The organism is Actinoplanes sp. M2I2 (assembly GCF_023544445.1).
Lineage (GTDB): Bacteria > Actinomycetota > Actinomycetes > Mycobacteriales > Micromonosporaceae > Actinoplanes.
Genome location: NZ_JALPVJ010000018.1, coordinates 44788 through 71223, shown reverse-complemented (window position 1 = coordinate 71223; position 26436 = coordinate 44788). Strand labels below are relative to the sequence as shown.

Genomic DNA, 26436 nt, shown 5'->3' with positions numbered 1-26436 from the left:
ACTCAGCGGCCCGAGCGGCGTCCGCCGACCCGGGTGCCCGACGAGAAGGCGGCGGCGCCGCCCGTGCCGGACTGGGTCGAGTGCACCGGCGTCGAGCCGGAGCGCGGCTGGTTGGATCGCGGCTGGCCGGACCGGGCCTGGCCGGATCGGGGCTGGCTGGATCGGGGCTGGCCCGCTCCACCGGCCCGGCGGGGACGACCGGCGCCGGCCTGCTCCGGCACGGCGGCTCCGCCCGGCTGAGCCGGACCGCGGCCCCGGCCACCACGACGGGGTGCTCCGGTGCGCGACGCTCCGGTGCCCTCGGCCATCGGAGCGGGCGCCGCCGTCGGCGTGACGAACGTACGCTCGCCCGGGGCCAGCTCGGCCAGCAGCGGGTCACCCGGCCGGGTGCGGCTGGTGGTCGGGCGTACGCCGGCCCGGCGGGTCAGATCGCGCACCTCGGCCTGCTGGTCGTCGGTCATCAGCGTGATGACGGTGCCCGCGGCCCCGGCTCGCGCCGTACGACCCGAGCGGTGCAGATAGGCCTTGTGCTCGACCGGCGGGTCGGCGTGGATCACCAGGGCCACGTCGTCGACGTGGATGCCGCGGGCCGCGATGTCGGTCGCCACCAGCGTGCCGGCGCTGCCGTCGGAGAACGCCGCCATGTTGCGGTTGCGGGCGTTCTGGGCCAGGTTGCCGTGCAGTTCGACGGCGGGCACCCCGGCCTGCACCAGCTGGCGGGTCAGCACCTTGGCCCGGCGCTTGGTGCGGGTGAAGACCACCGAACGGCCCGGGGCCGACAGCAGGTCGACCAGCACCGGGAAGCGGTCGTCGCCGCGCACGTGCAGCACGTGGTGCGACATCTCGATCGGCGCCTCGGTGGCCGAGTCGACGGAGTGCGTGACCGGCTTGTGCAGGAAGCGCTTGACCAGCACGTCGACCCCGTTGTCGAGGGTCGCCGAGAACAGCATCCGCTGGCCCTCGCGCGGGGTCTGCTCCATCAGCCGGCGCACCACCGGCAGGAAGCCGAGGTCGGCCATGTGGTCGGCCTCGTCGAGCACGGTGATCTCGATCGAGTCGAGCGAGGCGTGACCGTTGCGCAGGTGGTCGTCGAGCCGCCCGGGGCAGGCGACGAGCACGTCGACACCCGCCTTCAGGCCCTTGATCTGCGGGTTGGCGCCGACCCCGCCGAAGACGGTCAGGGTGCGCAGGCCCAGCTTGGCGGCCAGCGGCGCCATCGTGGCGTCGATCTGGGTGGCCAGCTCGCGGGTCGGGGCCAGGATCAGCGCGCGCGGGCGGCCCGGGCGGCGCTGAGACTTGGACGCGGCCAGGCGGGCCAGCACGGGAAGCACGAACGCGTAGGTCTTGCCGGAGCCGGTGCGGCCCCGGCCCAGCACGTCACGGCCGGCGAGCGAGTCGGGCAGCGTGGCGGACTGGATGGGGAACGGGGTGGTGATGCCGAGGTCGGCGAGGGCCGTGGACAGCACGGCGGGCACGCCGAAATCGGTGAAGGTGCTCATGTAGCGGGGACTCCAAAAGTGTCGAGGGGTCGTCCTGCCCGGCGCAGACTTTGTTCTCAGTCGCGGCGCGTGGTGGTCGATCCGAAGGACCGTGCGTGCGGCGCAGGTCCGGCAGGCGGCCCGAGGCAAGACTGGGCGGGCCGCGTGATCAAGCATACCCGCACATGCTCCGTGCGGTAGCCGGGCCGTGATGCAACCCTCCTGCACCCCAGAAAGACCCGGTTTGCACTGTATCGGCATCACCTTTCTCCTCAGCGCCGGAATCCCCCCTCCGGCCAGGTACGCGAGGAGACCCCCCTATGAGCGGTGCCACACCTGTTGCTGACCGCCGTCGCGAGGACATCGTCCAGGCCCACATGCCGCTCGTCGGCCATCTGGTCCGCGAGATGCTGGCGCGGGTCCCGGCCCACGTCAACCGGGACGACCTGCTCTCGGCCGGCTACGCCGCGCTGGTCCACGCGGCCCGGGGTTACGACGCCGAGCGCGGTGTTCCGTTCGCCCGGTTCGCCGCGGCCCGGGTCCGCGGCGCCCTGCTCGACGAGTTGCGGGGCCTCGACTGGGCCAGCCGCTCGGTGCGTCAGCGGGCCCGGCGCGCCGACACGGCCCGGCAGGAGCTGATCGCCGAGCTGGGCCGCATGCCCACGGTCCGCGAGGTGGCCGACCGGCTGGGCTGTTCGGTCGAGGACATCGAGCACGCCGACGACGACGTCCAGCGGGCTGTCGTGTTCAGCCTGCAGGGCTTCGCAACCGCCGGCGCCGACGACATGGTGACCGAGCCGAGCGCCGGTCCCGAGGAGATGCTGATCCGGCGGGAACGGCTCGGCTACCTGCTGGACGCGATCGAGGCGCTCCCCGAGCGGCTCCGCGCCGTGGTGCGGGGCTACTTCTTCGACGAGCGGCCGATGGCCCGCATCGCCGAGGACCTGGGGGTCACCGAGTCGCGGGTGTCCCAGCTGCGCGCCGAGGCACTGAAGCTGCTGCGGGACGGCCTCAACACCCACCTCGACCCGGCGCTGGCCGCCGAGAACCCGGTCAAGCCCGGGTGCGTCGCCCGTCGCCGCTCGGCCTACTACGACCAGATCGGCGACCGGGGAACACTGCAGTCGCGCCTCGCGCGCACCGGCCCGGACGGTCTGCCGGTCGCCGCTTAAGGGGGCCGGACGAAGCTGCTGCCCGACGATGGTGCCCGCCGCGGTTCGCGGCGGGCACCGACGCGTTTCGAGGGGCGCCGGGATTACTGGTTGGCGCAGGTGCCGGCCCTCTTCTGCGCCGCGATCGCCTTGGCCGCACCCTGCTTGTAGAGGGCCAGACCCTCCTTGGCCGGCTCGAGCTTCCAGGAGTCGGCCTCGTAGACCATGGTGTACGACTGCGCGGCGACCAGCTGCTTGGCGATGACGACGGCCCGGTCGGCCCCCTCCATCCGCGCGCTGGTGAGCTGGATCGCCAGGCCCTTGCGGGAGCAGGCCTGGTTGAGCTTCACGTAGTCGGCCTTGCTGATCGCCTGCTTGCCCGCGGCGGTGTACATGTCCCAGGCGCCGGCGAAGTCGCCCCCGGCGAAGCGGTCGAACACGGTCTGCGCGGCCGACTTGGCGGCTTCGATGCTCTTGGGCTCGGGGCCGCCCGCGGCCGCCTGGGCGGCCTCGCCGGCCGGGGCCTCGTCGTCACCGGTGCACGCCGAGGAGAAGGCGAGGGCGGAGGCAGCGATGAGGGTCAGAGCACCGAGGCGTCGGATCGGGTGGTTGTGAGTCATGACCGGGTTAATCCGGATCGGCCGTCGTGCGTAACGGCTCGCCGGGAAACTTGACGGATTGCCGACAGTTCACCGGCGAGCCGTAACCTGGCTCTCACGACTGGGAGCACGGGGATCGATGCGCTAATCTAAGCGTTTCCCGCACATAAAAAAAGACGCCGACTTCAAGGTCAGCGTCAACTGGTTCATCGATAAAGAAGGTCAACTGGTTCATCGATAAAGAAGATTGATCGATGAATAGCTCGTCAGGGTCCGTATTTTAACACAAAGGGGAGTGGCTTTGTCAAGCTCCGCCGCGGTGACGCGAGACGACGACCTCCGTGCCGAACAGGCGTACCTCACCACCCTCTACAACCGGCTGGACAGCCTGCGTACGCAGGCCGACGACCGTCTCCGGGCCATTCTGCTCGAGGGCGGCGGCACGCCGCAGGGACGCGCGCAACGTGAGGCGACCCGCAGTCATTACGCCGAACAACTCGCGCAGATGAATGCGGTCGAGAACGGTCTCTGTTTCGGCCGGCTCGATTTCGCGGCCGACCAGCCGCGCTACATCGGACGGCTCGGGCTCTCGGCCGAGGAACACGATCGTGACCCGCTTCTGGTCGACTGGCGGGCTCCGGCCGCCCGGGCGTTCTATCTGGCCACCGCGGTGTCGCCGGACGGGGTGACCCGGCGGCGCCACCTGCGCACCAAGGGCCGGACGCTGACCGCCATCGACGACGAGGTGCTCGATCTCGAGGCGGGCGCCGGCGGCCGCGAGGACGTGACCGGCGAGGCGGCGCTGCTGTCCGCGCTGACCGCCAGCCGCACCGGCCGGATGCGCGACATCGTCGAGACCATCCAGGCCGAGCAGGACGAGGTGATCCGGGCCGGTCTCAACGGCGTGATGGTCGTGCAGGGCGGGCCGGGCACCGGCAAGACCGCCGTCGCGCTGCACCGGGCGGCCTACCTGCTCTACACGTACCGGGCCCAGCTCACCAAGCAGGGTGTGCTGATCCTCGGTCCCAACCCGACCTTCCTGCGCTACATCTCCCAGGTGCTGCCGTCGCTGGCCGAGACCGGGGTGCTGCTCGCGACCCTCGGCGACATGTTCCCCGGCGTACGGGCCCGGGCCGTGGAACCGGCGGCCGCGGCCGCCCTCAAGGGCCGCACCGTGATGCTGGACGTGCTGGCCCGCGCGGTCGCCGACTGGCAGACCGTGCCGGCCGACTTCGTCGAGGTCGACCACGACGGCTATCCGCTGCGCATCGAGCGCGCCGTCCTCGAGGATGCCCGCGCGGCCGCCCGCCGACCCGGCCGCCCGCACAACGTGGCCCGGTCGATCTTCGTCACCGAGGCGATCCACGCGCTGTCGCTCCAGATCGCCGAGCGGATCGGCGCCGACCCGCTGGGCGGGGAGAACCTGCTCTCCGCGGCCGACCTGGCCGAAACCCGCCGCGAGCTGCGCGAGGACGTCGACGTCCAGCGGGTGCTGTTCGACTTCTGGCCGGTGCTGACCCCGCGCCGGGTGCTCCGCGAGCTGCTCAGCGACGCCGATCGGCTCGCGTCGGCCGGGACCGAGCTCACCGCGGCCGAGCGTGCCCTGCTGCTGCGCGATCACGACGCCCGGTGGACCCCGGCCGACGTGCCGCTGCTGGACGAGCTGGCCGAGCTGCTGGGCGTCGACGACACGCTCAAGGCCCGGCAGGCCGCGCAGGAGAGGCGCGAGGCCATCGAGTACGCCGAGGGTGTGCTCGAGATCGTCGAAGGCTCGCGCTCGCTCGACTTCGAGGACCAGGAGGAAGAGATCCTGTCCGCGATCGACGTCGTGGACGCGAGCGCGTTCGTCGAGCGGCACGAGGTGCTCGACACGCGCACCGCCGCCGAACGTGCGGCCGCCGACCGTACCTGGGTGTTCGGTCATGTCATCGTCGACGAGGCCCAGGAGCTCTCGCCGATGGCGTGGCGCCTGCTCATGCGGCGCTGCCCGAGCCGCTCGATGACCGTCGTCGGCGACGTCGCCCAGACCTCCGAGCTGGCCGGCACCACGACGTGGGAGCAGGTCTTCGAGCCGTTCGTGGCCCAGCGCTGGAACCTCGTCGAGCTGACCGTCAACTACCGCACGCCGGCCGAGGTGATGGCGGTGGCGGCCGACGTGCTGGCGGCGGTCGACCCGGCTCTCGAGCCACCGCGGTCGGTGCGCTCGGCCGGGGTCGAGCCCTGGGCGCTGCGGGTGCCGTCGGTGGCGCTGCCGTCCGAGGTGATCGCCGCGGTACGCCTGGAGGCGGCCGAGGCCGGCGAGGGGCGCGTCGCCGTGATCGTCCCCGAGGCGCGCGAGGCCGACCTGGGCCGCGAGCTCGTCGAGGCGGTCCCCGGCGCGGCCGTCGGTGAGCAGCCCGACCTGCTCAACCAGGTGGTGCTGCTCACCGTGCGGCAGGCCAAGGGCCTCGAGTTCGACGCGGTGATCGTGGTCGAACCCGACGAGATCATCGCCGAGAGCCCGCGCGGCCTGTCCGACCTCTATGTGGCGGTCACCCGGGCCACCCGTCGCCTCGGCGTGCTGCACACGGCCGACCTGCCCAAGGTGCTGAGCGCCCTGGCCTGACGCGTGCGGCAAAGGGGGGCTCGGCTTTCGCCGAGCCCCCCTTTGAGTCCGTTATGCGGCCGCGACCGGCACGCCGCGGCTGAACGTGGTGTGGCCGTGCGCGTTGGTCATCGCCAGCCGGCTGTGCATCGACGTGCTCTCGGCGATGCTGTTGTAGTAGCTGGCGCGGCGACGCGCGACGATGCTCTCCGGGTTGTCCGGCACCGGGGCCAGGTCGGGGTTCAGGTGCGTGTTCAGGCCGTCCTTGAGCAGCGACAGCGCCTCGGCGCGCAGCTGCGACACCCGCGACTCGGTGACCCCGAGGTCGGCGGCGATGTCGGCCATCGGGCGCTCGTTCAGGAAGTACTCGGTGACGACGACCTGCAGCCGCTCCGGCAGCGAGCTGATCGCGTGGTGCAGGTAGCCGATCTGCTCGCGGCGCAGCAGCATGTCCTCCGGGCCGGGCGTCTTCTCGGTGACCAGGTCGTCGGCGCTGCTGGTGGTGAAGCCCTGCAGCGACAGCACGGTCGCGCGCTGCACGTCGGTGTCGGTCTGCTTGAGCTCGCTGGTCGTGGTGCCGAGCGCCTGGGCCAGCTCGTCGGCGGTGGGCGTACGGCCCAGCGTGGTGGTCAGCTGCTGGCGGGTGGTGTCGGTGGCGCGGGCCTTGGTGCGCACCGAACGGGTCGCCCAGTCGAGGGCCCGCAGCTCGTCGAGGATGGCGCCGCGGATGCGGGTGCTGGCGAACCGGTGGAACGGGATGCCGCGGTCCGGGTCCCAGCTGCGGGCCGCGGTGACCAGGGCGTGCAGGCCGGCGCTGGTCAGGTCGTCCCGGTGGATGTGGTTCGGGATGCGGCTGAGCATGTCGCGCACCAGGTGGCCGACCAGCGGCATGTGGGTGCGGATGATCTCCTCCTGCTCGGCGGCGGACAGCACCGTCGTGGCGGCGGTGTCGGCAGTGAAGTCGGCAGCGGTCGTCGCGGTGCTGGTCATGTGTGGTTCCCCCCGTTGTCGGCGGCCCTTGTGGCTGGGCTCTCCGGCGTACACAGGGAGGTTCGTCAACGGTCGGGTCCCGTTGAAGTGACAACCGGGTGCGCGACGGTTGCTGTTACATGGCCTCGCTTCGCTCGGCGAGCGATCGCCTTGTAACCGGTGAGATGCCAGCTGTTACATGGCCTCGCTTCGCTCGGCGAGCGATCGCCTTGTAACCGGTGAGATGCCAGCTGTTACATGGCCTCGCTTCGCTCGGCGAGCGATCGCCTTGTAACCGGTGAGATGCCAGGCGATTTGCCGCCGTCCGCAAACCCCGCGGACGTCGACAAACCGACTGGCATCTCACCGGCGGCGATCGCGGGTCGGGTCGCTCACAGGACGAACTCGGGTCGCTCACAGGGGTGTGTCGGGTGGCTGGGTGTGTTGGTTTGAGCATCGGAATGGCTGTGGGTTGGTTGAGACTTCGGCGCTGCGTCTTTTCGCCGTTGCGGCGGCCTGGCACCTTGGGCGCATGGGTCTGACCGACAGCGCGTGGGTGATCAACTTGATCGCCGGCTTGGCGATCGCCGTCGGTGTGGTCGGCGTCGTGGTGCCGGTCGTCCCCGGCCTGCTCCTCAGCTGGGCCGGGGTGCTGCTCTGGGCCGCGCTCGGCGAGGGCAGCAGCGGGGTCCGCTGGCTGGCGTTCGGCGTGGCCACCGCCGTGGCCCTGCTCGGCGCCCTGGTGAAATACCTGGTGCCCGGCCGCCGCCTCAAGAGCGCCGGCGTACCCAACTCGGCCCTGCTGGCCGGCGGCCTGCTCGGGGTGATCGGCTTCTTCGTGATCCCGGTGCTCGGCCTGCCGCTGGGCTTCGTGCTCGGCATCTATCTGGTCGAGCGCGCTCGCCTGGGCGCGGGCCGGGCCTGGCCCTCCACCAAGCAGGCGCTGCACGCGGCCGGCATGGCCATGCTGATCGAGTTCACGACGGCGCTGGCGGTCGCCGTCATCTGGGTCTTCGGCCTGCTCTGGTCGGGCTGGCTGCTCCCCTGACGGTACGAGTCAGCGGCGGCCCGGGCGTCGGCGGCGGCGCTGGGTCAGCAGGAGCAGCAGCGGGGCGCCGGCCAGGACCAGGGCGACGGAGGCGGCCGCGAGGAACGACAGGGCCCGCGGCGGGTCGTCCTGCTTCGCGTCGGTGACTGCTGCCTTGGGCGCGACCGCCGGCTTCGGGGTGGGGGAGGGCTCGGCGGTGGCCATGTCCTCCGGGGAGACCAGCTTGCCGACCGACTCGTCCCGGGGGAGCGAGAACCCCCAGTCGAGCAGGGCGGCGCCCTGTTGCCAGCCCCGCAGCGGGCGCGCCTCGGCGCCCAGCAGAGTCACCACCAGGCGGCGGCCGTTGCGCTGGGCCGCGCCCACGTAACTGTGCCGGGCCAGCGTCGTGAAGCCGGTCTTGCCGCCCAGCGCGCCCGGGTAGTTGAAGATCAGCTTGTTCTCGTTCTGGAACTGGAAGCCGCCCTTCTTCAGGTGCGGCTGGGCCGGCATCTGGGCCCGCTCGGTGAGCACGTAGCGGCGGAAGTCGGCGTTGGCGAAGGCCACCCGGGCGATCAGGGCCAGGTCGTACGCGCTGGTGAACTGGCCCTTGCCGTCGAGGCCCGAGGGCGTGACGGCGTGGGTCTGGTAGGCGCCGATGCGCCGCGCTGTCGCATTCATCTCGGCCACCGTCCGGGCCACCCCGTCGGGCCCGCCGCCACCGGCCAGCCGGGCCAGCGCGTTGGCCGCGTCGTTGCCCGAGTTGAGCATCAGGCCCAGCCACAGCGTGGAGATGGGGTACTTGCCGCCCACGAGCAGCCCGACGGCCGAGCTGCCGGGCTCGATGTCCAGGTCGCCGGGGACCACGGTCATCCGCTGCTTGGGCTCGAGTTTGCCGATCACGGTGGCGGCCAGCAGGGTCTTCTGCACGCTGGCCGGGGTGTGGAAGACGTGCGGCCCGCACCCGCCCAGCACTTCGCCGGTGTCGAGGTCGGCGACCATCCAGGTGGTCGCCGTCACCGCGGGCGGCGGCTTGGCTCCGGCCGGGACGACCAGGCCGTGGGTCGCGAGCGCGTCCCCGCCGATCGCGCTGCCGACCGGGTCGTCGGGCGGCGGCACCGGGGGAGCCGGCCGGTTGGGCGGCGGGGCGACCTTCGGCTTGGGGCAGGGAACCTCGGCCCGCCCGGCCGCGGCGGCCGGTGCCGCACCAGAAACAGGGCCCGCCCCCAGGGCCGGGGCGGGAAGGGTCAGGGCGGCGGCGCAGACCGCCGCCAGAGCATGACGGATCAAGGCCAGGAGACTCCCGCCTCGAGCCGCTTGTCGAGCAGCTGCTTCAAGGGCACCGTCTCGCCGTCCCCGCCGCCCGCCCCGACGATCAGCCGGGGCGTGCTCGGGCTGAGGTCGGCGCCGGCGAAGCGGGCCCGCAGCGACCCCGGCACCGTCAGGACGTAGTACTTCCCGTCCTCGCCCACGGCGACCGAACGGTTGGATTTGAGGTACCAGCCACGCACATGTGTCCGATACGTGGCGCGGCCGTCGAAGGTTCGAGCCTGCAGCGTCCGGGGGGTCAGACCCCGCTCGGCCGCGCGGCGGACGAAGTCGGAGAGCAGGGCACCGGCCTCACGGGCCTCGGCGGCCCGGCCGGCCTCGAGCGCGGCGGCGTGACCGGCGATGGCCTGCCGCCGCTGTTCCTCCCAGTCGGCTCCGCGGTCCATGCCAGCGACCCTAGGTGATGCCCGCCGCCCGGGCCAAGCCGATCTATCCGCCGTGATTTCGGTGAATGCCGTCCCGCTATTTGTATACCGGCCGGGCCGCCGCGCGAAAAGAATGGCGAATATGCCCGAGACAGTTGCGCGCGAACCCGTTCACGAGCAACACTGGGCGCGGTTGGTCGGATGGACTCGGGAGTCGTCATGGCGCGCCAGGTAATCACCACTCTGATCGACGATCTGGACGGAAAGAAGGCCGATCGCTCGGTCGAGTTCAGTCTCGACGGCATTAACTACACGATCGACCTTTCCGAGGCCAATGCGGGGAAGCTGCGTAAGGCCCTCGACCCTTACATCAACGCCGGTACCCGGCTCGGCCGGGCGAACGGCCGGGTCTCGCCTCGTCGTCCGGGCCCGCCCGCGGGGCGGACGGCCGGCTCGCGTGACGAGAATCGCCAGATCCGCGAGTGGGCGCTGGCCAACGGGCATGAGATTTCCGAGCGTGGCCGCATTCCGCAGAGCGTGACGCAGGCATACCGGGCGGCGAACGGCCACTGACCGGCGGGCGATTTACGACGCGGGCCGGGAAAAGCCTCAGCCACAGCCGGCGAGCGGTGCCGGGTAAAACGGGCGGCCGGCGACGGGTAAAGCAAGCCCGTGATTAAGCCGTACGCAAAGCGCCGGTCCCGTCCTCGCCGGTGCCCGCGGCGTCGGCGAACGAGCGCAGCGCGTGCACCAGTTCCTGCCGGTCGGCCGGCGACATCCGCTCGAGCACCTCGCCGAGAGCCTGCCGCCGCCGTTCGCGGATCTGGTCGAGCAGCGTCCGGGCGGAGGTGGTGAGCAGCAGCCGCACCTCACGCCGGTCGCGCGGATCGGGCACCCGGCGCAGCAGGCCGGTGGCTTCGAGCCGGTCGCACAGCCGGCTGGCCGACGACGGCACGACCTCGAGCGCCTCGGCCAGACGACTCATGTTGGTGGGCCGGTTCTGCGCGACGATGGCCAGCACCCGCAGCTGCGCGGGCGGCACGCTGGGGGTCTGGGCCTGGTCGGCCGCGCCGAGAACGGTCACCAACGCGTCGACGGTCGACTCGACGGCGGCGGCGAGGTCCGTGACCCGGTTCATGGCGGCTGCACCTCGTTCGTCGGACGTACCCGGCTGCGCCATGCCCCTACCCGGCGGCGACGGGAATCATGCCGTCTGGCGGAGCCAATCGAGGCAGACCAGGACGGCGTCGTCCTCCTGGTCGACGCCCGCGTGGTAGTCGCGCAGGGCGCGGATCACCGTGCCGACCGCTTCGCTGGGTGGTTGCAGGCGCGTCCGGCGCAGGGCGCTGATGAGGCCGGCTTCACCGTACGGGGCCCGGCCGCCCGGTGTCGCCGCGTGCACGCCGTCGCTGATCACGAGCAGGCGGTCGCCCGGCTCGAGCTGGAACTTCTGGGTCTCGTACCGGCTGTCGCCGAACATGCCGAGCGGCAGCTGCTGATCGAGGCTGAGCGGCCGGATGTCGCCGTCGCGGGCGATCAGCGCTCGCGGCGAGCCGGCGTCGACCGCCTCGACCGTGCCGTCGATCAGGCCGATCTCGAACAGCAGGGTGGCCACGTGCGCCTTGCCGGCGTACCGCGAGTAGATGGCGTCGGAGGCCAGCTCCGCCTGCTCGACGATGTTGGCGCGGGAGCGGCGGGCGTTGCGCATGGCGTTGACCGCGACGGTCGTCAGCAGGGCGGCCTCGATGCCGTCGCCGTGGCCGTTGAGCACGGTGAGGGTGAGCCGGTTGTCGGTCAGCGACCAGTCGTAGTGATCGCCGTACATGGCGTACGCCGGCTCGAGCTGACCGGCCAGGCGGAACCTCTCGCCGCCGAGCGAGCGCCCGGGTAGTAACTCCCACTGCAGCTCGGCGGCCATGGTGAGGCGTTGCCGGCGGACGACCTGGCGGTAGCGGTCGGTGTCCTTGTCGGCGGCGCGGAGCGCGACGGCCAGCTCGTCGGCCACGGCGGCCAGTTCGGCGATCAGGTCGCCGTCGGGCGCGCGGGTGAGCCGGAGCCGCAGCACGCCCAGCCGGTCGCCCCAGGTGGTGAGCGGCAGCAGTACCCGGCCCGAGCTGTTGTCGGTCACCGGCTGCTGGCTGCCGAAGCATCGCAGCTCGAGCGGGCCGCCGGCCGGCGTCTCGGGACCGAGGACCGGCCACAGGGTGGTGACGGTCAGGTCGCTCAGGAGGACTTCCACCGTGTCGACCGGGAACCAGGTGCGCAGGTGTTCGGCTGCGGCCTCGGGAAGGCGGTCGGGCGGCGCGGCGCGCAGGAAGGAGCCGGCGGACGTCGGGCGTACGGACACTCGCTCTCTCCCTCTCCCACGCTCACGGGCAGTAGTTGCCGGGGAGCAAGCATCATAAGCGCCTGCTCCCTGGCCTGTGTCACGAGGTCTACGCGAACGATTTCTCGAAGTGGATCAAGCTCCCGTGCTTGGGCACGGAGTGCATGCGGACGTTCTCGCCCAGGGCCTTGATCAGCGCCAGGCCGCGCCCGCTCTCGCTGCCGGGCCCGGCCGGGCCGACCTGGTCGGGGTCGAAGCCGGCGCCGTTGTCGCGCACGTCGATCGAACAGTGGTTCTCGGCGACGTCCAGGCAGACCTCGAACATCTCGGCGCCGCCGGCGTGCCGCACGACGTTCGAGCAGGCCTCGGTGACCGCGATCTCGAGATCGTCCTGGGCCTCGTTGTCGATGTGCAGGACGGCGAGCGCGGAACGCAGCAACCGGCGGACGGTGGGCACGCTGTCCGCTTCCCGCGGCAGATCCAGCCGGACTGTCATACGCATGGCCTCTTGATTCCCGCTCGATCGGAGGCCTAATCGTGGCTGGTGGAGTACCACCTCATCCGATCCTCGACGGAAAACGTGTTATCCATGGGCGGCTTGGGCGTCTCCTCTCCCGTGGCCGGTTGAGGCCAGGCTGGGAACGCCTCACGAAAGGCTGGACAATGGCGGAGCAACCCGACATCGCGGTCGTGATCGCCGCGCGCGCCGGTGATCCGGTGGCGATCGACCGGCTGGTCGCCGGCTATCTGCCGCTGGTCTACACGATCGTCGGGCGGGCGCTCGAGGGTCACGCCGATGTCGACGACGTGGTGCAGGACGTCATGCTGCGCGTGCTGCGCAACCTGGGTGACCTGCGGGAGCCCGAGGCGTTCCGGTCGTGGCTGGTGGCGATCACCGTGCGTCAGGTGCGGGAGCGCTTCCGGGCCCGGCGCGGCGCCCCCGAGGCGCTGCTGCACGAGGACGTCCGCGACCCCGGGGCCGACTTCACCGACCTGGCGATCACCCGGCTCGAGCTCAGCGGTCAGCGCCGCGAGACCGCCGAGGCGACCCGCTGGCTCGACGAGGACAACCGGGAGCTGTTGTCGCTGTGGTGGCTGGAGGCCTCGGGCGAGCTCACCCGGGACGAGATCGTCGCTGCCACCGACGTCACCCGCCAGCACGCCGCGGTGCGCATCCAGCGGATGAAGGGCCAGCTCGAGACAGCCCGGGTCGTCGTGCGGGCACTCACCGCCAGCCCGCCCTGCCCCGACCTGCAGGCAGTTCTCGTCGAATGGGACAGGCGGCCGAGCCCGCTGTGGCGCAAGCGCATCGCCCGGCACACCCGCGAGTGCCGGCACTGCTCACCGTCCTGGAACGGGCTGGTCGCCGCCGAGCGGTTGCTGGCCGGCATGGCGCTGGTGCCGCTGCCGGCCGGGCTGCTCGGCAAGGGTGCGGTGGCCGCCAAACTGGGCACCACGATCACCGCGAAGCACCTCGCGGCCAAGGTCGGCTTCAGTCTCTCCCGCAAGGTGCTCACCGCGGCGCTCTCGACCACCGCGGTCGCCGGGGGCGCGGCTGCGGTCGTCGTCACCCAGCAACCCGATCCGCCGCCGGTGGCCACCGCGGCCGTGGTCGCGCCGAGGACGACGCCCCGGGCCGTGGCGCCGACGACGAAGTCCCCCAGCCCCAGCCCCTCTCCCAGCCCCTCGAAGAAGGTCACGCCCAAGCCGAAGCCCACCACCAAGGCGCCCGTGGTGGTCACCGCCAAGGCGAGCAAGAAGAAGGGTGTCGGCGTCTGGGAGTTCGCCCAGGCCAAGCCGGCGCTCGACGACGTCGGCGCCGGCTGGTACTACAACTGGTCGTCGAACAACCGGAGCATGCCCGGCCCGTCCGACGTCGAGTTCGTGCCGATGATCTGGGGCCAGAAGGACGTCACCGACGCGACCCTGGCCGACGCGAAGAAGGAAGGCGACGTCCTCCTCGGCTTCAACGAGCCCGACATGGCCGGCCAGGCCAACATGACCGTCGAGCAGGCGCTCGGCGACTGGCCCAAGCTCCAGGCGACCGGCCGGCGTCTGGGCAGCCCGGCGGTGGCCTTCGGCGGCGACACCAAGGGTGGCTGGCTCGACCGGTTCATGACCGGCGCCAAGCAGAAGGGCTACCGCGTCGACTTCATCACCGTTCACTGGTACGGCTCCGACTTCTCGCCCGCCGCGGTGAATCAGTTCCTCGGCTACGTCGACGCCGTGCACAAGCGCTACGGCAAGCCGATCTGGGTCACCGAGTACGGCCTGATGAACTTCAGCGGCTCGCCCAAGTACCCGACCCAGAGTCAGCTGGTCACCTTCATCCAGGGCACCACGAAGGGCCTGCAGAAGCGGTCGTACGTCGAGCGGTACGCCTGGTTCGGCCTGCCCGCCGTGGGCGACAGCGCCGACTTCGGGCTCTACCGCGACGGCGACAGCCCCACCGAGGCCGGGAAGGCGTATCGAGCAGCGGGCTAGGCTCTCCTTCATGATTCGGTTCGGGTACAAGGCTTCGGCGGAGCAGTTCCCGCCGGTGGAATTGCTGAACTACGGCGTGCTCGCCGAGGAGCTCGGCTTCGACTCGGTGTTCGTGAGCGACCACCTCCAGCCGTGGCGGCACGACGGCGGGCACGCCCCGGCCGCGCTGCCGTGGCTGGGGGCGCTGGCCGCCCGGACCGAGCGGGTGCTGATCGGCACCAGCGTGCTCACCCCGACGTTCCGCTACCACCCGGCCGTGGTCGCGCAGGCGTTCGCCACTCTCGGCTGCCTCGCGCCCGGCCGGGTGATCCTGGGCGTCGGCTCGGGCGAGTCGCTCAACGAGGTCCCGCTGGGACTGCAGTGGCCCGACGGCAAGGAGCGCTTCGCCCGTCTCAAGGAGGCCGTCCAGCTGATCCAGAAGCTGTGGTCGGAAGACCGGGTGACGTACGAGGGGCAGTTCTACCGCACCGAGAACGCGACCATCTACGACAAGCCCGAGACCCAGGTGCCGATCTACATCGGCGCGTCCGGTCCCGCGGCGACCCGGCTCGCCGGCCGGATCTCCGACGGCTTCATCACCACCAGCGGCAAGGGCCACGCGCTCTACACCGACACGCTGCTCCCGGCCGTGCGGGAGGGCGCCGAGAAGGCCGGTCGCACGATCGACGACCTCGACCTGATGATCGAGGTGAAGGTCAGCTTCGACGAGGACGACGAGAAGGCCCGCAACGACACCCGGCACTGGGGTGCGCTGGCGCTCTCGCCCGACGAGAAGACCGGCGTCGAGGACCCGATCGAGATGCAGCGGTTGTCCGACGCCCTGCCGGTCGAGCGCACCGCCACCCGCTGGATCTGCTCGTCCGACCCGGACGAGCACCTCGGCAAGGTCACCGAGTATCTCGACATGGGCTTCAAGCACCTGGTGTTCCACGCGCCCGGGCCCGACCAGGAGCGCTTCCTGCGCCTCTACAGCGAGCGCATCCTCCCGCAGTTGCGTTCCCGCGCCTGACGAGCGCTAGATCAGCGGCTTCTTGACCGAGCGGAGGCGGGCACGCCGGCCGGACGGCGTGCCCGAGCCCTCGCCGTTGATCACGCGCAGGTCCGGCTGGGACTGGCGGACACCGGCGATGCGGCGCCGTCGCGAGCCCACCTCCGGGCGGAACGCCGGCTGCGGCGGGCCGGCGACCGGCCAGGGCGCCGGCGCGATCCGCGGCTGCAGGTCGGGCCCGCCGAGCCGCTCGGGGTGACCGTCGCGCCACACCGGCGGCGAGGCGTTCGACAGATGACGGGCGGCCGCCGGCCGGCCGCCCGACGGGGCCCACAGCGGTCCGCCCGAGCGGCGGTCGGCCTGCTCCCAGCCCGACGACCCGGTGAACCGGGGCTCCGGGGTCCGTTCGCGGGCCAGGCGCTCGCCCGCCTGCCGCTCGGCGGCCAGCGCCTCGACCGCGCGCCGGTCGAGAGCCCGCCGCCCCGCGCCCGTCTCGTTGTATCCGCGCGTCCGATGGTCCGGCGCCACGGGGACGTGCGACGACCGCGGATCGGCGGTCGGAGCCGGCGCGGTCGGGACGTTACTGCCTCGGCGGCCCTGGCTCAGCTCGCCCAGGGCTGTCCGCAACCAGTGTAGTGGGCCGGGCCGCTCGGCGCGGGGAGTCCGGCGGATCGGCGGGTGGGCGACGCCGGCGACCTCGGCGACGCGCAGGCCACGCACCGCGGGCCGCAGCGCGAGCAGCGGGCCGATCTCCGGTCCCGCGCCCCAGCCGGCGCCGGCGTCCGGGCCGGGCAGGCCGAGGTCCGGCACGGTGTCGCGCCAGAACGCGGCGTACCCGTAGCCGGGGTCGGTCCGCCGGACGCCCAGCAGGATGTTGAGGGACCAGATGAGCAGCAGGTCGGCCCAGCGGCGGAACCGGCCGCCGGTCAGATCGCGTCCGCCGGCCGAGTAGCGCGAACCCAGCGCCACGTCGGCCCCGGCGACCAGCGCGCCGACGAAGTGGGGGATCTCGGCCGGGTCGGTCGAGCCGTCGCCGTTGAGCGTCACCACCACGTCGCCGCTCGCCGCGCGCACGCCGCAGGCCAGCGCGTGGCCCGGTCCGGGGTGGTCCGGCCGCACCCGGACCGTGCCCGGCAGCGGTGGGAGGCCACCGTCGACGTCCACCACGACGACCTCGTCCACCGGCGGCATCTCGCGCAGCATCAGGTGCAGCGCGGCCGGGTCGCGGACCGGGATGACGACGCTTACGGAGGGTGACGGATTCGAGCGTCGACTCGTCGCTGCGGAAAGCGGCGAAGGAGGCATGGCGGTGCTCCTCAGACTGGTTCCTGACCACGGAAACTACCGGTCGGCAACCGTGCGGCAACTCGTCGGAACGGTGGAGGAAGATCGTCTTGGCGGTTCTTCCGGAGCCGCCCGACGGCTGGCCGTCGTCCGAAAAGGGCAGTTCGTCACTACACTGCGTACGGGAAATGGGGTCGGGGTAGGGTTTGCTCCCATGAGCATCGAGGCGGTGGTGTTCGACCTGGACGGTGTGATCATCGACACCGAGGAGGTCTGGGAGGAAGTCCGGCGCGGCTATGTCGCCGAGTACGGCCGCGAGTTCCTGCCCGACACCCAGGACAGGATGATGGGGATGAGCACCCCCGAGTGGTCCGGGCACCTGGCCACCGACGTGGGCGTCCCGCGGACACCCGAGGAGGTCGCCGCCGACGTGCTGGGCCGGATGGCCGAGCGCTACCGCACGTCGCTGCCGCTGATCCCCGGATCGGTCGAGGCCGTACGCCGCCTGGCCGCCCGCTTTCCGCTCGGACTGGCCAGCTCATCGGCCCGCATCCTGATCGACCAGGTGCTCGAGACAGCCGGCCTGACCGACGCCTTCCAGGTCACGCTCTCGACCGAGGAGGTGCCGCGGGGCAAGCCGGCCCCCGACGTCTACCTCGCCGCGGCCGACAAGCTCGGGGTGAGCCCGGCCGTCTGCGCCGCCGTGGAGGACTCGAGCAACGGGCTGCGCTCGGCGGCCGCCGCGGGCTTCGCCGTCATCGCCGTACCGCACGGGGTCTACCCGCCGGCCGCCGACGCCCTCGCCCGGGCCTCGCTGGTCGTCCGCGATCTCGCCGAGCTGACCCCGGAAGGCATCGAAAGCCTTCGGTGAATCCGCAACCCGGGAAGCGGAGGACACATCCAGGTGTGAAAGATATTCGCCACGGGTAGTGGGCGGGCGACTTTCCCCTTGGAGGTGGCCTGTGGTGAATGCCGCGGAGAGCGGGCTGAGGCTCGATCTCGACATCTTTGACTACCTGATCCTGATCCTCTACTTCGCCACCGTCCTGGGGGTGGGCTTCGCGGCCCGGAGAGCGATCAAGACCAGTGCCGACTTCTTCCTCTCCGGGCGATCACTGCCGGCCTGGGTGACCGGGCTCGCGTTCGTGTCGGCCAACCTGGGGGCCCTCGAGATCCTCGGCATGGCCGCCAACGGCGCCCAGTACGGCCTGCTCACGCTGCACTACTACTGGATCGGCGCGGTGCCGGCCATGGTGTTCCTGGGCATCGTGATGATGCCCTTCTACTACGGCTCCAAGGTGCGAAGCGTCCCCGAGTTCCTGAGGCGCCGCTTCAACCGGCCGACCCACATCTTCAACGCGATCAGCTTCGCCGTCGCGCAGGTGCTCATCGCCGGCGTCAACTTGTTCGCCCTGGCGCTCATCCTCGACGCGCTGCTCGGCTGGCAACTGTGGGTGTCGATCCTGGTCGGCGCCGCGATCGTGCTGACCTACATCACCATCGGCGGCCTGTCCTCGGCCATCTACAACGAGGTGCTGCAGTTCTTCGTGATCCTGGCCGGTCTGATCCCGCTGACGATCATCGGTCTGGTCAAGGTCGGCGGCATCGACGGGCTGTTCGAGAAGGTGCGGCAGGGGCCGCTCGGTGACGCCGCGCTGCACACCTGGTCCAACACGGGCAGCAGCGCCGACAACCCGCTCGGGGCCAACTGGATCGGCATCCTCTTCGGGCTCGGCTTCGTGCTGTCGTTCGGCTACTGGACGACCAACTTCGCCGAGGTGCAGCGTGCGCTCTCGGCCAAAGACATGAACGCCGCCCGCCGTACGCCGATCATCGCCGCCTTCCCGAAGCTGCTGATCCCGGGCGTGACGGTGATCCCCGGCCTGATCGCCGCGGTCACGATCAGCGGCCTGGGCGCCAAGGAGGGCGACCTCCAGTACAACAACGCGATTCCCCTGCTGATGGAGAACCTGCTGCCCAACGGCGTGCTGGGCATCGCGGTCACCGGTCTGCTGGCCTCGTTCATGGCCGGCATGGCGGCCAACGTCAGCGGCTTCAACACCGTCTTCACGTACGACATCTGGCAGGCCTACATCAAGAAGGGCCGCAGCGACGAGTACTACCTGCGGATCGGCCGCTACGCCACGATCGGCGGTGTGATTGTCGGCATCGGCACCGCGTTCATCGCCTCCGGCTACGGCAACATCATGGAGTACATCCAGCAGCTGTTCTCGCTGTTCAACGCGCCGCTGTTCGCCACCTTCATCGTCGGCATGTTCTGGAAGCGGATGACCCCGTGGGCCGGCTTCTGGTCGCTGCTGCTGGGCTTCCTCGCCTCGCTGACGCTCTACGTGCTCTACCTGACCGACGCGGTCGCGTTCAACTCGGCGCTGGAGCAGAGCTTCTGGGGCGCCGGGGTGGCCTTCGTGACGGCGGTCGTGGTCGCCGTGGCGGTCACCTTCTTCACGCCCTCCAAGCCGGAGGAGGAACTGCGCGGTCTCGTCTACGGCCTCGGCGGCACCAGCGGCGGCACCGTGATCGTCTCCGGCGAGAAGGTCTGGTGGCGCAACCCCGTCCTGCTCGGCGTGATCGCCGTCGTGCTCGCCCTGCTCCTGTACATCCCGGTCTGGTAAGGAGGCTCCGACATGGCAGATGAAGACCAGGTCGACCAGAAGAAGCTGTCGGCGGCGGCACGGCTGTTCGACGTACGGCGGGTGATCGGTGGCCTGTTCGTCGTCTACGGCGTGATCGTCACCTTGATCGGCCTCTTCGACTCTCAGGCCGAGATCGACAAGGCGCAGGGCGTCCGGATCAACCTGTGGATGGGCCTGGGCATGCTCGCCCTGGGGCTGCTGTTCCTCCTGTGGCTGCGCCTCAACCCGACCAAGCCGCCCGAGCCGTCGGATCTCGAGGACACGGACGACCGGCCCCCGGCGCACTGATGTCCGAGGCGGTGTGACCCGGTAGCCGTCGGGTTGCACCGCCACCCCAATCCTTGAGATCGGGGGGTCGGGCAACCGATAGACAGGGCATGGAAGCCATCGCCCCCATCAGCAACGCCAGGTCGGGCGGTTACCGTACCGCCGGCTGGCAACAGCAGATCCGTGTCGACTACGTCGTGAACAAGGTCATGCAGACCCATCGGGGCCGCAACGAGGACCAGGTCGCCCAGGCCATTCACGACCAGCTCCGCGCCGTCGGCGTGGTGCCCAACGGCCGTCAGATCGCCCAGTACGCCACGGCGATCTCGTCCCTTCCCCAACTGCCGCCCAACTAGCTCGGCGAGGCCCGGTCCGGACACCCGGACCGGGCCTTTCCGCGTCAAGAGGCCACGGCCCGGCGAACTTCCGTCGTTTGCCGCACTGTGGATCGTCGCGGCCCTCAGGATGAGCCGGGTGCGAGCTTTCACGCGACCCTTCCGGGCCGCGGTCCTCACCGTGGCCGCCCTGCTGCCGTACGGGACCATGCCCGCCCACGCCCGCCCGGCGACCACCGCCGCGATCGCCTGGGCCGCGTGCCCCGAGGACGCCCAGGTGCAGTGCGGCACGCTGGCGGTGCCGGCCGACTGGGCCCACCCGGCCGGCCCGGCGATCAGCCTGACCATGGCCCGGCGCCCGGCCACCGATCCGGCCCGGCGCATCGGCACGCTGCTGGTCAACCCGGGCGGCCCGGGCGGCTCGGCCGTCGACTTCACCTTCGCCGCCACCACGTTCTTCGGCGAGGAGGTGCGCCGCCGGTTCGACATCGTCGGCGTCGACCCGCGGGGGACCGGCCGCAGCGCCCCCGTGCTCTGCTCGCGTGACCTGGTCGACGCCCAGCCGTCCGCGCTGATCGAGTCCGAGGAGCAGTACGCCGCGACGGTCGCCCACAACCGCAAGCTCGCCGCCGACTGCGCGGCCCGCACCGGCCCGGTCTTCGGTCACGTCGACACGGTCAGCGTCACCCGCGACTACGACGCCGTGCGCGCGGCCCTGGGCGAAGAGAAGATCACCCTGTACGGCGCCTCCTACGGCACGCTGATCGGGCTGCAATACGCCGAGAGCTACCCGGACCGGCTGCGTGGCCTGGTCCTCGACAGCGTGATGGACCACAGCGCCGACCTCGACCGTTTCCTCGTGCAGGAGACCGAGGCCGCCCAGAACGCGTTCGCCGAGTTCGTGAAGTGGTGCGGCCGGGACCCGAGCTGCGTGCTGCGTGGGCACGACATCGCCAAGCTGTTCGTCGCCGCGATGGCCCGCGCCCGGGCCGGTCAGCTGATCAACCCGTACGACCCGCCCAACAAGCTCACCGTGGCCCAGCTGACCATGGCCGCGTTCTCCGCGTTCTACGACCCGCAGTGGTACTCGTTCGCCTACTACCTGCGCGACGCGATGCTGACCGGCCGCCGGGCGCCCGCGGCGACCGCGCCCCCGGTCGACCTGGTCGATTTCAGCTTCTCGCCGGTGTTCTGCGAGGACTGGCATCTGCCGGTCACCGGTTTCGCCGACTTCCAGCGGCGGCTGCGGGGGCTGGCCGCGGGGGCGCCGCAGATGCTGATCTCGCCGCTCGCGCTGATCGCCGTCACCGGCTGTCTGGGCTGGCCGTCCCCGCCGGACAACCCGCAGCGCCCGCTGCCCCCGCTGACCGGCCCGACCCCCGTGCTGCTGGTCAACGCGGTGCACGACCCGGCCACCGCGTACGCGTGGGCGCGCGAGGTGACGGCCCGGCTCGGTCCGGCGGCGCGGCTGCTCACCTACGACGGCTGGGGGCACGTCGTCTACAGCAAGAGCCCGTGCGCGGCCGCGGCCGTCGACAACTACCTGCTCACCCTGGTGCCGGTCGCGACCGGAACGCGCTGCCCGGCGGTCGATCCCCCGCCGTTCGGTGTGGGGTGAGGCCCGGCGGGTAGCTTGGGCCGACGTGTCGTCCTCTCTGGTGCTCACCCGTTACCTGGGCGTCGCGGTGTGCGCGCGGCTCGCCGACGAGGGGGCCCGGGTGGCCATCCTCCTGCTCGTCCTCGAGCGCACCGGCAGCGCGTCCCTCGGTGGCGCCCTGATCGCCGCGCTGATGGTGCCGCACGTGCTGGCCGCCCCGGTCGTCGGCTCGGTCGCGGACGCCGCCCGGCAACGCCGGGTGGTCTACGTGTCGGCGTACCTGATCTACGCCGCCTGCCTGGGCGCCGCGGCGGTGCTGATCGGCCGGTCCACGGCGGGCGCGGTGGCCGTGCTGGTCGTCGCCGGCTGTGTCGCCCCGCTGCTGATCGGCGGTCTCAGCAGCCTGCTCGGCGACCTGGTGCCCGGCCGGCTCGAGCGGGCCTTCGGGCTCGACGTGATGTCGTACAGCATGGCCGGGATCGCCGGTCCGGCGTTCGCCGCGGTGCTCGCCGGGCTGGCCGGCCCGGCCTGGGCCACCGCCGGGCTGGCCGCCCTGGTGCTGGTCGCCGCCGTGCTGGTGACCACGCTGCCGCTCCCGCTCGGCACCGGAAGCCGGCGGCTGGCGTCGCCGTTCGCCGCGCTCGGGCTGATGTGGCGCCGCCCGCGGCTGGGCGCGGTGACTGCCGGAACGGTGTTCAGCCTGGCCGGGCTGGGCGCCCTGCCGCTGGTCGGCGCGCTGCTGGCGGCCCAGCAGGAGCGGCCCGAGCTGACCGGCGTCATCCTGTCGGCGGGCGCGGCCGGCGGGCTGATCGGCTCGCTGCTGTGCACCCGCTGGCCGATCCGCCGGTGGCGCCCGGAGTGGGTGGTCGCGGTCTGCCTGGCCGCCACCGCCGTACCGTTCGTGATCCTGGTCTTCCTGCCCGGCGGCTGGCTCGGTCTGCCGCTCTTCGCGCTGGCCGGCGGACTCGGCGCACCCGTGTCGGTCGCGGTCTTCGCGGTGCGCGATCAGGAGTCCCCGCCCGGGGTCCGCACCCAGGTGTTCACCCTCGGCGCCGGGCTGAAGGTCACGGCGGCGGCAGCCGGGGCGGCGGCCGCCGGACTGGCCGCGGGGATCGGCGCGCCGGCCCTGCTCGCCGCGATCGCGGTGTGCCAGGTGCTCGGCGCGGTGGCCGTCGTGCTGGTGGGCCGCGTCACTCCGGCCGCCGATCCAGCGGCCGATCCGGCCCGGGGTATCGTTAGCCAGGCTAACTAGATCCGTATCCCAGGAGGCGCCGTTGAGCCGCCGCGCACCCCGGGCGTCCATCCATCCGGACGTCCGCAAGAGCTGGTTGCGCCGCGCGCTGCCACTGGTCAAGGCCCATCGGGCGCTGCTCGTCACGTCGCTGGTGCTGTCCTTCGCCGGCCTCGTCGTGCAGGTGCAGATCCCCAACCTGGTCCGCATCGGCATCGACCGGGCCGTCGTCGACCGGACCGCACAGCTGAGCACGTACGTGTGGTGGATCGTCGGCCTGGCCCTGCTCCAAGGCCTGATCAACTTCGTCGCGCGGCTCTACCTGCTGCGCACCGCTTACGAGCTCGAGTACGACCTCCGCAACATCGTCTACTCCCATCTCGTCCGCATGCCGTTCGGCTTCTACGACCGGGTGCAGACCGGTGAGCTGATGTCGCGCTCCGGCTCGGACATCCGCGCCGTACAGATGTACCTGTCGTTCGGGCCGTCGATCCTCGTGCAGTGCCTCATCGCGGTCGTCGCGTTCGGGCTGATGCTCTCGATCAACGTGCCGCTGGCCATCGTCGCGATGGTCACCATGCCGGTCATCGGCATCCTCGGGGTCAGCATGCGCAAGGCGATCTTCCCGGTGTCGTGGATGATCCAGGCCCGCCTCGCGCAGCTCGCCACCGTCGTCGACGAGAACATCCAGGGCGTCCGCATCGTCAAGGCGTTCGCCGCCGAGGGCCGGCAACTGCGGTCGCTGGCCGAGAGCGCCGACCGCATCCGGTGGGCGTACCGCCAGGACGCGCGGATCCGCAGCCGCTGGAACCCGCTGCTCGACAACCTGCCCCGCCTCGGGCTGGCGCTGGTGCTGCTGGTGGGCGGCTACATGGTGATCGACGGCAGCACCACGGTCGGCACGATCGTCGCCTTCAACTCGTACGTCCTGATGCTCCAGCCGCCGTTCCGGATGCTCGGCATGATGATCATGATGGGTCAGCGGGCGTCGGCGTCGGCCCGCCGCATCTACGAGATCCTCGATACGCCCAGCGAGGTCGTCGACGGGCCGGACCCGCTGGTCGTGCCCCTGCGCGGCGACCTGGCGTTCGAGGACGTGTCCTTCTCGTACCCCAACGGGACCCCGGCTTTGGACGGCCTCACCCTGCGCGTACGCCCGGGGGAGACGGTCGCCGTGGTCGGCGGCACCGGATCGGGCAAGTCGACCCTCGGCCGGCTGGCGGCGCGGTTCTACGACGTCACGGCCGGGCGGGTCACCATCGACGGGCACGACGTGCGCTCGCTGTCGCTGGCCTCCCTGCGCGAACAGGTGGGCATCGTGCCCGACGAGCCGTTCCTGTTCTCGCTGTCCATCCACGACAACATCGCGTACGGCAAACCGTCCGCGAGCCGGGCCGAGGTCGTCGAGGCGGCCGTCGCGGCGGGCGCCGACGAGTTCATCCGGGAGCTGCCGGAGGGCTACGACACGGTCGTGGGCGAGCGCGGCTACACGCTCAGCGGCGGGCAGCGGCAGCGGGTCGCGATCGCGCGGGCGCTGCTGGTCAACCCGCCCGTGCTGGTGCTCGACGACGCGACCAGCGCCATCGACGTCACCGTGGAACAACGCATCCACTCCTCGCTGCGCGACCAGATGCGCGGGCGGACGACGCTGATCGTCGCGCACCGGCTGTCGACGATCGGGCTGGCCGACCGGGTCGTGCTGATGGAGGCCGGCCGGGTCGTCGCCGACGGCACCCACGCGTCGCTGCTGGCCTCCGAGCCGCGGTACGCCCAGGTGCTGGCGGCCACGGTGCAGACCGGGGAGCCGGACTCCGCGCTCTCGTCCGGGGCGGAGGTGGCGTCGGCATGACCATGTTCGGCGGTGGCTTCGGGGGCTTCAACGTCGGCGGCCGGCCGACGATGGGAGCCGCCGGCCGCAAAGGCAACGGGCTGCCCTTCGCCGGTATCCCCGAGGATCTGCAGGCCGGCGTCGCAAAACTGGAGTCGCGGGAACCGTCGCACGGCGATCCGGGCGTCACGTTCGACCCGGCGGGCGACTCGGGCGGCCCCATCTCGCTCGGCCGCCTGCTGGTCGGGCGTCCCGGCCTGCTGCTCGCGGCGTCGATCGCGGTCCTCGTCGAGACCCTGCTGCTGCAGGCCGGGCCCTACCTCGTCCAGGTCGGCATCGACGACGGCATGGCGGCCGGCAACCTCCGGGTGCTGATCGTCGCGACGATCTGCTTCGTCGCGGCCGTGCTGCTCACCGGCGTGGCCACCGCGATCCGCATGCGCAAGAGCGGCCTGCTCGCCGCGGCGGCCACCCGCGACCTGCGCATCCGGATCTTCGCCCACCTGCAGCGGATGTCCCTCGACTACTACACCCGGGAGAAGGCCGGGGTCACGATGACCCGGATGACCTCCGATGTGGAGTCGTTGCAGAGCCTGCTGCAGGACGGTTTCGCCCAGTTCCTCATCCAGGGTCTGACGATGGTGGTCGTCACCGGGGTGCTGTTCCACTACAACGCCACGCTGGCGCTGATCACGCTCGCGCTGGTCGTGCCGCCGCTGACCGTCGCGTCGCTGTGGTTCCGGCACGCGGCCGACCGGGGTTACAACCGCCAGCGCGACGCGATCGCCGCGATGTTCGCCGACCTGTCCGAGAGCCTCAACGGCGTACGGGTGGTGACCGCCCACAACCGGCAGGACCGCAACGTCGTCGCCCACCGCGAGGTCGTCGGCAGCTACCGCGACGCCAACGACTTCACCGGCCGGATCAACGCGCTCTACGGCCCCGGCACGTCGGTCATCGGCCTGATCGCGATGGCCGTGCTGCTGTTCCTCGGCGGCCGCATGGTGCTCCGCGGGACGCTGACGATCGGCGAGCTGACCGCTTTCGTGCTCTACATCAACTCGTTCTTCCAGCCGGTGCAGCAGCTGGTCCAGCTCTACACCCAGTACCAGCAGGGCAAGGCGGCCATCGGCAAGATCCGCGGGCTGCTGTCGCTGGCCCCCACGGTCGTGGAACGCCCGGACGCGGCCGAGCTCCCACCCGTACGCGGGGAGATCGTCTTCGACGACGTGACATTCGGTTACCGGCCCGACCGTCCCGTGCTCGAAGGCGTGACGCTGCGCATCGAGCCGGGGGAGACGATCGCCTGCGTGGGCCCGACCGGCGCCGGCAAGTCGACGCTGGCCAAGCTGGTGACCCGCTTCTACGACCCGTCCGCCGGGGCGATCACGATCGACGGCCACGACCTGCGATCCGTGACGCTGGCCTCGTTGCGCACGCAGATCGGCGTCGTGCCGCAGGAGCCCTTCCTGTTCGCCGGCACGCTGCGCGACAACATCGCGTTCGCCCGCCCGGCCGCCGGTGACGACGAGGTGTGGGCCGCGGTCGACGCCGTCGGCCTGCGTGACCTGGTCGAACGGTCCCCGGAAGGGCTCGACACCCCGCTGCACGAGCGTGGCCAGTCGGTGTCCTCGGGCGAGCGCCAGCTGCTGGCGCTGGCCCGGGCCTTCCTGGCCGAGCCCCGCGTGGTCGTGCTCGACGAGGCCACGTCCAGTCTCGACCTGCGCTCCGAGCTGCGGGTCGAGGCCGCGCTGGACGCCCTGCTGGAGGGCCGGACGGCGATCCTGGTGGCCCACCGGCTGTCCACCGCGATGCGCGCCGACCGGATCATCGTGGTCGACGACCACCGCATCATCGAGACCGGCTCGCACGCCGAACTGGTCGCCGCGGGTGGCCGATACGCGGACATGTTCGCCACTTGGGCGGCGCATTCCTGACGGATC

General features: G+C 71.6%; 23 protein-coding genes. 14 read left to right on the top strand and 9 right to left on the bottom strand.

Annotated elements, in window-relative coordinates; genetic code table 11:
* Positions 1–2 precede the first annotated feature (2 nt).
* On the bottom strand, positions 3–1499 hold the full coding sequence (locus HJC40_RS32500) for a DEAD/DEAH box helicase (protein WP_250007031.1): 1497 nt from the start codon (positions 1497–1499) through the stop codon (positions 3–5).
* A gap of 299 nt (positions 1500–1798) precedes the next feature.
* On the opposite strand from HJC40_RS32500, the gene HJC40_RS32495 reads away from it, so the two are divergent.
* Positions 1799–2650: a sigma-70 family RNA polymerase sigma factor gene (locus HJC40_RS32495; RefSeq protein ID WP_250007029.1), complete on the top strand. Its 852-nt coding sequence runs from the start codon at positions 1799–1801 to the stop codon at positions 2648–2650.
* A gap of 83 nt (positions 2651–2733) precedes the next feature.
* Here HJC40_RS32495 and HJC40_RS32490 read toward each other — a convergent pair whose 3' ends face one another.
* On the bottom strand, positions 2734–3249 hold the full coding sequence (locus tag HJC40_RS32490; RefSeq protein WP_250007027.1) for a hypothetical protein: 516 nt from the start codon (positions 3247–3249) through the stop codon (positions 2734–2736).
* Positions 3250–3547: 298 nt separating this feature from the next.
* Between HJC40_RS32490 and HJC40_RS32485 the strand changes: the two genes are divergently transcribed.
* Positions 3548–5833: an ATP-binding domain-containing protein gene (locus HJC40_RS32485; RefSeq protein ID WP_250007025.1), complete on the top strand. Its 2286-nt coding sequence runs from the start codon at positions 3548–3550 to the stop codon at positions 5831–5833.
* Between the two features lie 51 nt (positions 5834–5884).
* On the opposite strand, the gene HJC40_RS32480 is transcribed toward HJC40_RS32485, so the two are convergent.
* Positions 5885–6802 (bottom strand): sigma-70 family RNA polymerase sigma factor, encoded by a 918-nt coding sequence (locus HJC40_RS32480; RefSeq protein WP_250007023.1) that lies wholly within the window; start codon positions 6800–6802, stop codon positions 5885–5887.
* 511 nt (positions 6803–7313) lie between these two features.
* On the opposite strand from HJC40_RS32480, the gene HJC40_RS32475 reads away from it, so the two are divergent.
* Positions 7314–7829, top strand: coding sequence for a DUF456 domain-containing protein (locus tag HJC40_RS32475; RefSeq protein WP_250007021.1), 516 nt, complete (start codon positions 7314–7316; stop codon positions 7827–7829).
* A 9-nt stretch (positions 7830–7838) separates the two neighbouring features.
* On the opposite strand, the gene HJC40_RS32470 is transcribed toward HJC40_RS32475, so the two are convergent.
* Together HJC40_RS32470 and HJC40_RS32465 are read right to left on the bottom strand one after the other, a co-directional pair.
* On the bottom strand, positions 7839–9092 hold the full coding sequence (locus HJC40_RS32470) for a D-alanyl-D-alanine carboxypeptidase family protein (protein ID WP_250007278.1): 1254 nt from the start codon (positions 9090–9092) through the stop codon (positions 7839–7841).
* Positions 9092–9520 (bottom strand): hypothetical protein, encoded by a 429-nt coding sequence (locus HJC40_RS32465; RefSeq protein ID WP_250007019.1) that lies wholly within the window; start codon positions 9518–9520, stop codon positions 9092–9094. The genes HJC40_RS32470 and HJC40_RS32465 overlap by 1 nt, the downstream gene beginning before the upstream one ends.
* Before the next feature lie 198 nt (positions 9521–9718).
* On the opposite strand from HJC40_RS32465, the gene HJC40_RS32460 reads away from it, so the two are divergent.
* Positions 9719–10072 carry an Lsr2 family protein gene (locus HJC40_RS32460; protein ID WP_250007017.1) on the top strand — a complete coding sequence of 118 codons (354 nt, stop codon included), beginning with the start codon at positions 9719–9721 and terminating at the stop codon, positions 10070–10072.
* 103 nt (positions 10073–10175) lie between these two features.
* Here HJC40_RS32460 and HJC40_RS32455 read toward each other — a convergent pair whose 3' ends face one another.
* The 3 genes from HJC40_RS32455 to HJC40_RS32445 form a co-directional block, all read right to left on the bottom strand.
* Positions 10176–10637: a MarR family winged helix-turn-helix transcriptional regulator gene (locus tag HJC40_RS32455; protein ID WP_250007015.1), complete on the bottom strand. Its 462-nt coding sequence runs from the start codon at positions 10635–10637 to the stop codon at positions 10176–10178.
* Between the two features lie 66 nt (positions 10638–10703).
* Entirely contained in the window at positions 10704–11846 is a 1143-nt protein-coding gene (locus tag HJC40_RS32450) for a PP2C family protein-serine/threonine phosphatase (protein ID WP_250007013.1), read from the bottom strand.
* 88 nt (positions 11847–11934) lie between these two features.
* Positions 11935–12327 carry an ATP-binding protein gene (locus tag HJC40_RS32445; protein ID WP_250007011.1) on the bottom strand — a complete coding sequence of 131 codons (393 nt, stop codon included), beginning with the start codon at positions 12325–12327 and terminating at the stop codon, positions 11935–11937.
* Between the two features lie 161 nt (positions 12328–12488).
* On the opposite strand from HJC40_RS32445, the gene HJC40_RS32440 reads away from it, so the two are divergent.
* Positions 12489–14309: a sigma-70 family RNA polymerase sigma factor gene (locus tag HJC40_RS32440; protein WP_250007008.1), complete on the top strand. Its 1821-nt coding sequence runs from the start codon at positions 12489–12491 to the stop codon at positions 14307–14309.
* A 10-nt stretch (positions 14310–14319) separates the two neighbouring features.
* Entirely contained in the window at positions 14320–15318 is a 999-nt protein-coding gene (gene fgd, locus HJC40_RS32435) for a glucose-6-phosphate dehydrogenase (coenzyme-F420) (RefSeq protein ID WP_250007007.1), read from the top strand.
* 6 nt (positions 15319–15324) lie between these two features.
* Here the strand turns inward: fgd and HJC40_RS32430 are convergent, their stop codons facing one another.
* Positions 15325–16602, bottom strand: coding sequence for a glycosyltransferase (locus tag HJC40_RS32430; protein ID WP_250007006.1), 1278 nt, complete (start codon positions 16600–16602; stop codon positions 15325–15327).
* A 193-nt stretch (positions 16603–16795) separates the two neighbouring features.
* Between HJC40_RS32430 and HJC40_RS32425 the strand changes: the two genes are divergently transcribed.
* The 8 genes from HJC40_RS32425 (at position 16796) to HJC40_RS32390 (ending at position 26430) form a co-directional block, all read left to right on the top strand.
* Positions 16796–17452, top strand: a complete 657-nt coding sequence (locus HJC40_RS32425) for an HAD family phosphatase (RefSeq protein WP_250007005.1) — start codon at positions 16796–16798, stop codon at positions 17450–17452.
* Positions 17453–17543: 91 nt separating this feature from the next.
* The gene (locus tag HJC40_RS32420; protein WP_250007004.1) at positions 17544–19214 is read left to right on the top strand and encodes a sodium:solute symporter family protein; all 1671 of its coding nucleotides are present in this window, start codon (positions 17544–17546) and stop codon (positions 19212–19214) included.
* A gap of 12 nt (positions 19215–19226) precedes the next feature.
* On the top strand, positions 19227–19523 hold the full coding sequence (locus HJC40_RS32415; RefSeq protein WP_250007003.1) for a hypothetical protein: 297 nt from the start codon (positions 19227–19229) through the stop codon (positions 19521–19523).
* An 89-nt stretch (positions 19524–19612) separates the two neighbouring features.
* Positions 19613–19858: a hypothetical protein gene (locus HJC40_RS32410; RefSeq protein WP_250007002.1), complete on the top strand. Its 246-nt coding sequence runs from the start codon at positions 19613–19615 to the stop codon at positions 19856–19858.
* 109 nt (positions 19859–19967) lie between these two features.
* Entirely contained in the window at positions 19968–21455 is a 1488-nt protein-coding gene (locus HJC40_RS32405; RefSeq protein ID WP_250007001.1) for an alpha/beta hydrolase, read from the top strand.
* A 25-nt stretch (positions 21456–21480) separates the two neighbouring features.
* Positions 21481–22686: an MFS transporter gene (locus tag HJC40_RS32400; protein WP_250006999.1), complete on the top strand. Its 1206-nt coding sequence runs from the start codon at positions 21481–21483 to the stop codon at positions 22684–22686.
* Between the two features lie 22 nt (positions 22687–22708).
* Positions 22709–24514 (top strand): ABC transporter ATP-binding protein, encoded by a 1806-nt coding sequence (locus HJC40_RS32395; protein WP_250006997.1) that lies wholly within the window; start codon positions 22709–22711, stop codon positions 24512–24514.
* The gene (locus tag HJC40_RS32390) at positions 24511–26430 is read left to right on the top strand and encodes an ABC transporter ATP-binding protein (protein ID WP_284044035.1); all 1920 of its coding nucleotides are present in this window, start codon (positions 24511–24513) and stop codon (positions 26428–26430) included. Before HJC40_RS32395 ends, HJC40_RS32390 begins: the two co-directional genes overlap by 4 nt.
* Positions 26431–26436: the final 6 nt, after the last annotated feature.

Coding starts and splice junctions, on each gene's coding strand:
- HJC40_RS32425 (WP_250007005.1), top strand. CDS start 16,796: ATGAGCATCGAGGCGGTGGTGTTCGACCTGGACGGTGTGATCATCGAC.
- HJC40_RS32445 (WP_250007011.1), bottom strand. CDS start 12,327: ATGCGTATGACAGTCCGGCTGGATCTGCCGCGGGAAGCGGACAGCGTG.
- HJC40_RS32440 (WP_250007008.1), top strand. CDS start 12,489: ATGGCGGAGCAACCCGACATCGCGGTCGTGATCGCCGCGCGCGCCGGT.
- fgd (WP_250007007.1), top strand. CDS start 14,320: ATGATTCGGTTCGGGTACAAGGCTTCGGCGGAGCAGTTCCCGCCGGTG.
- HJC40_RS32415 (WP_250007003.1), top strand. CDS start 19,227: ATGGCAGATGAAGACCAGGTCGACCAGAAGAAGCTGTCGGCGGCGGCA.
- HJC40_RS32455 (WP_250007015.1), bottom strand. CDS start 10,637: ATGAACCGGGTCACGGACCTCGCCGCCGCCGTCGAGTCGACCGTCGAC.
- HJC40_RS32490 (WP_250007027.1), bottom strand. CDS start 3,249: ATGACTCACAACCACCCGATCCGACGCCTCGGTGCTCTGACCCTCATC.
- HJC40_RS32465 (WP_250007019.1), bottom strand. CDS start 9,520: ATGGACCGCGGAGCCGACTGGGAGGAACAGCGGCGGCAGGCCATCGCC.
- HJC40_RS32430 (WP_250007006.1), bottom strand. CDS start 16,602: ATGCCTCCTTCGCCGCTTTCCGCAGCGACGAGTCGACGCTCGAATCCG.
- HJC40_RS32410 (WP_250007002.1), top strand. CDS start 19,613: ATGGAAGCCATCGCCCCCATCAGCAACGCCAGGTCGGGCGGTTACCGT.
- HJC40_RS32480 (WP_250007023.1), bottom strand. CDS start 6,802: ATGACCAGCACCGCGACGACCGCTGCCGACTTCACTGCCGACACCGCC.
- HJC40_RS32475 (WP_250007021.1), top strand. CDS start 7,314: ATGGGTCTGACCGACAGCGCGTGGGTGATCAACTTGATCGCCGGCTTG.
- HJC40_RS32390 (WP_284044035.1), top strand. CDS start 24,511: ATGACCATGTTCGGCGGTGGCTTCGGGGGCTTCAACGTCGGCGGCCGG.
- HJC40_RS32460 (WP_250007017.1), top strand. CDS start 9,719: ATGGCGCGCCAGGTAATCACCACTCTGATCGACGATCTGGACGGAAAG.
- HJC40_RS32500 (WP_250007031.1), bottom strand. CDS start 1,499: ATGAGCACCTTCACCGATTTCGGCGTGCCCGCCGTGCTGTCCACGGCC.
- HJC40_RS32405 (WP_250007001.1), top strand. CDS start 19,968: ATGAGCCGGGTGCGAGCTTTCACGCGACCCTTCCGGGCCGCGGTCCTC.
- HJC40_RS32495 (WP_250007029.1), top strand. CDS start 1,799: ATGAGCGGTGCCACACCTGTTGCTGACCGCCGTCGCGAGGACATCGTC.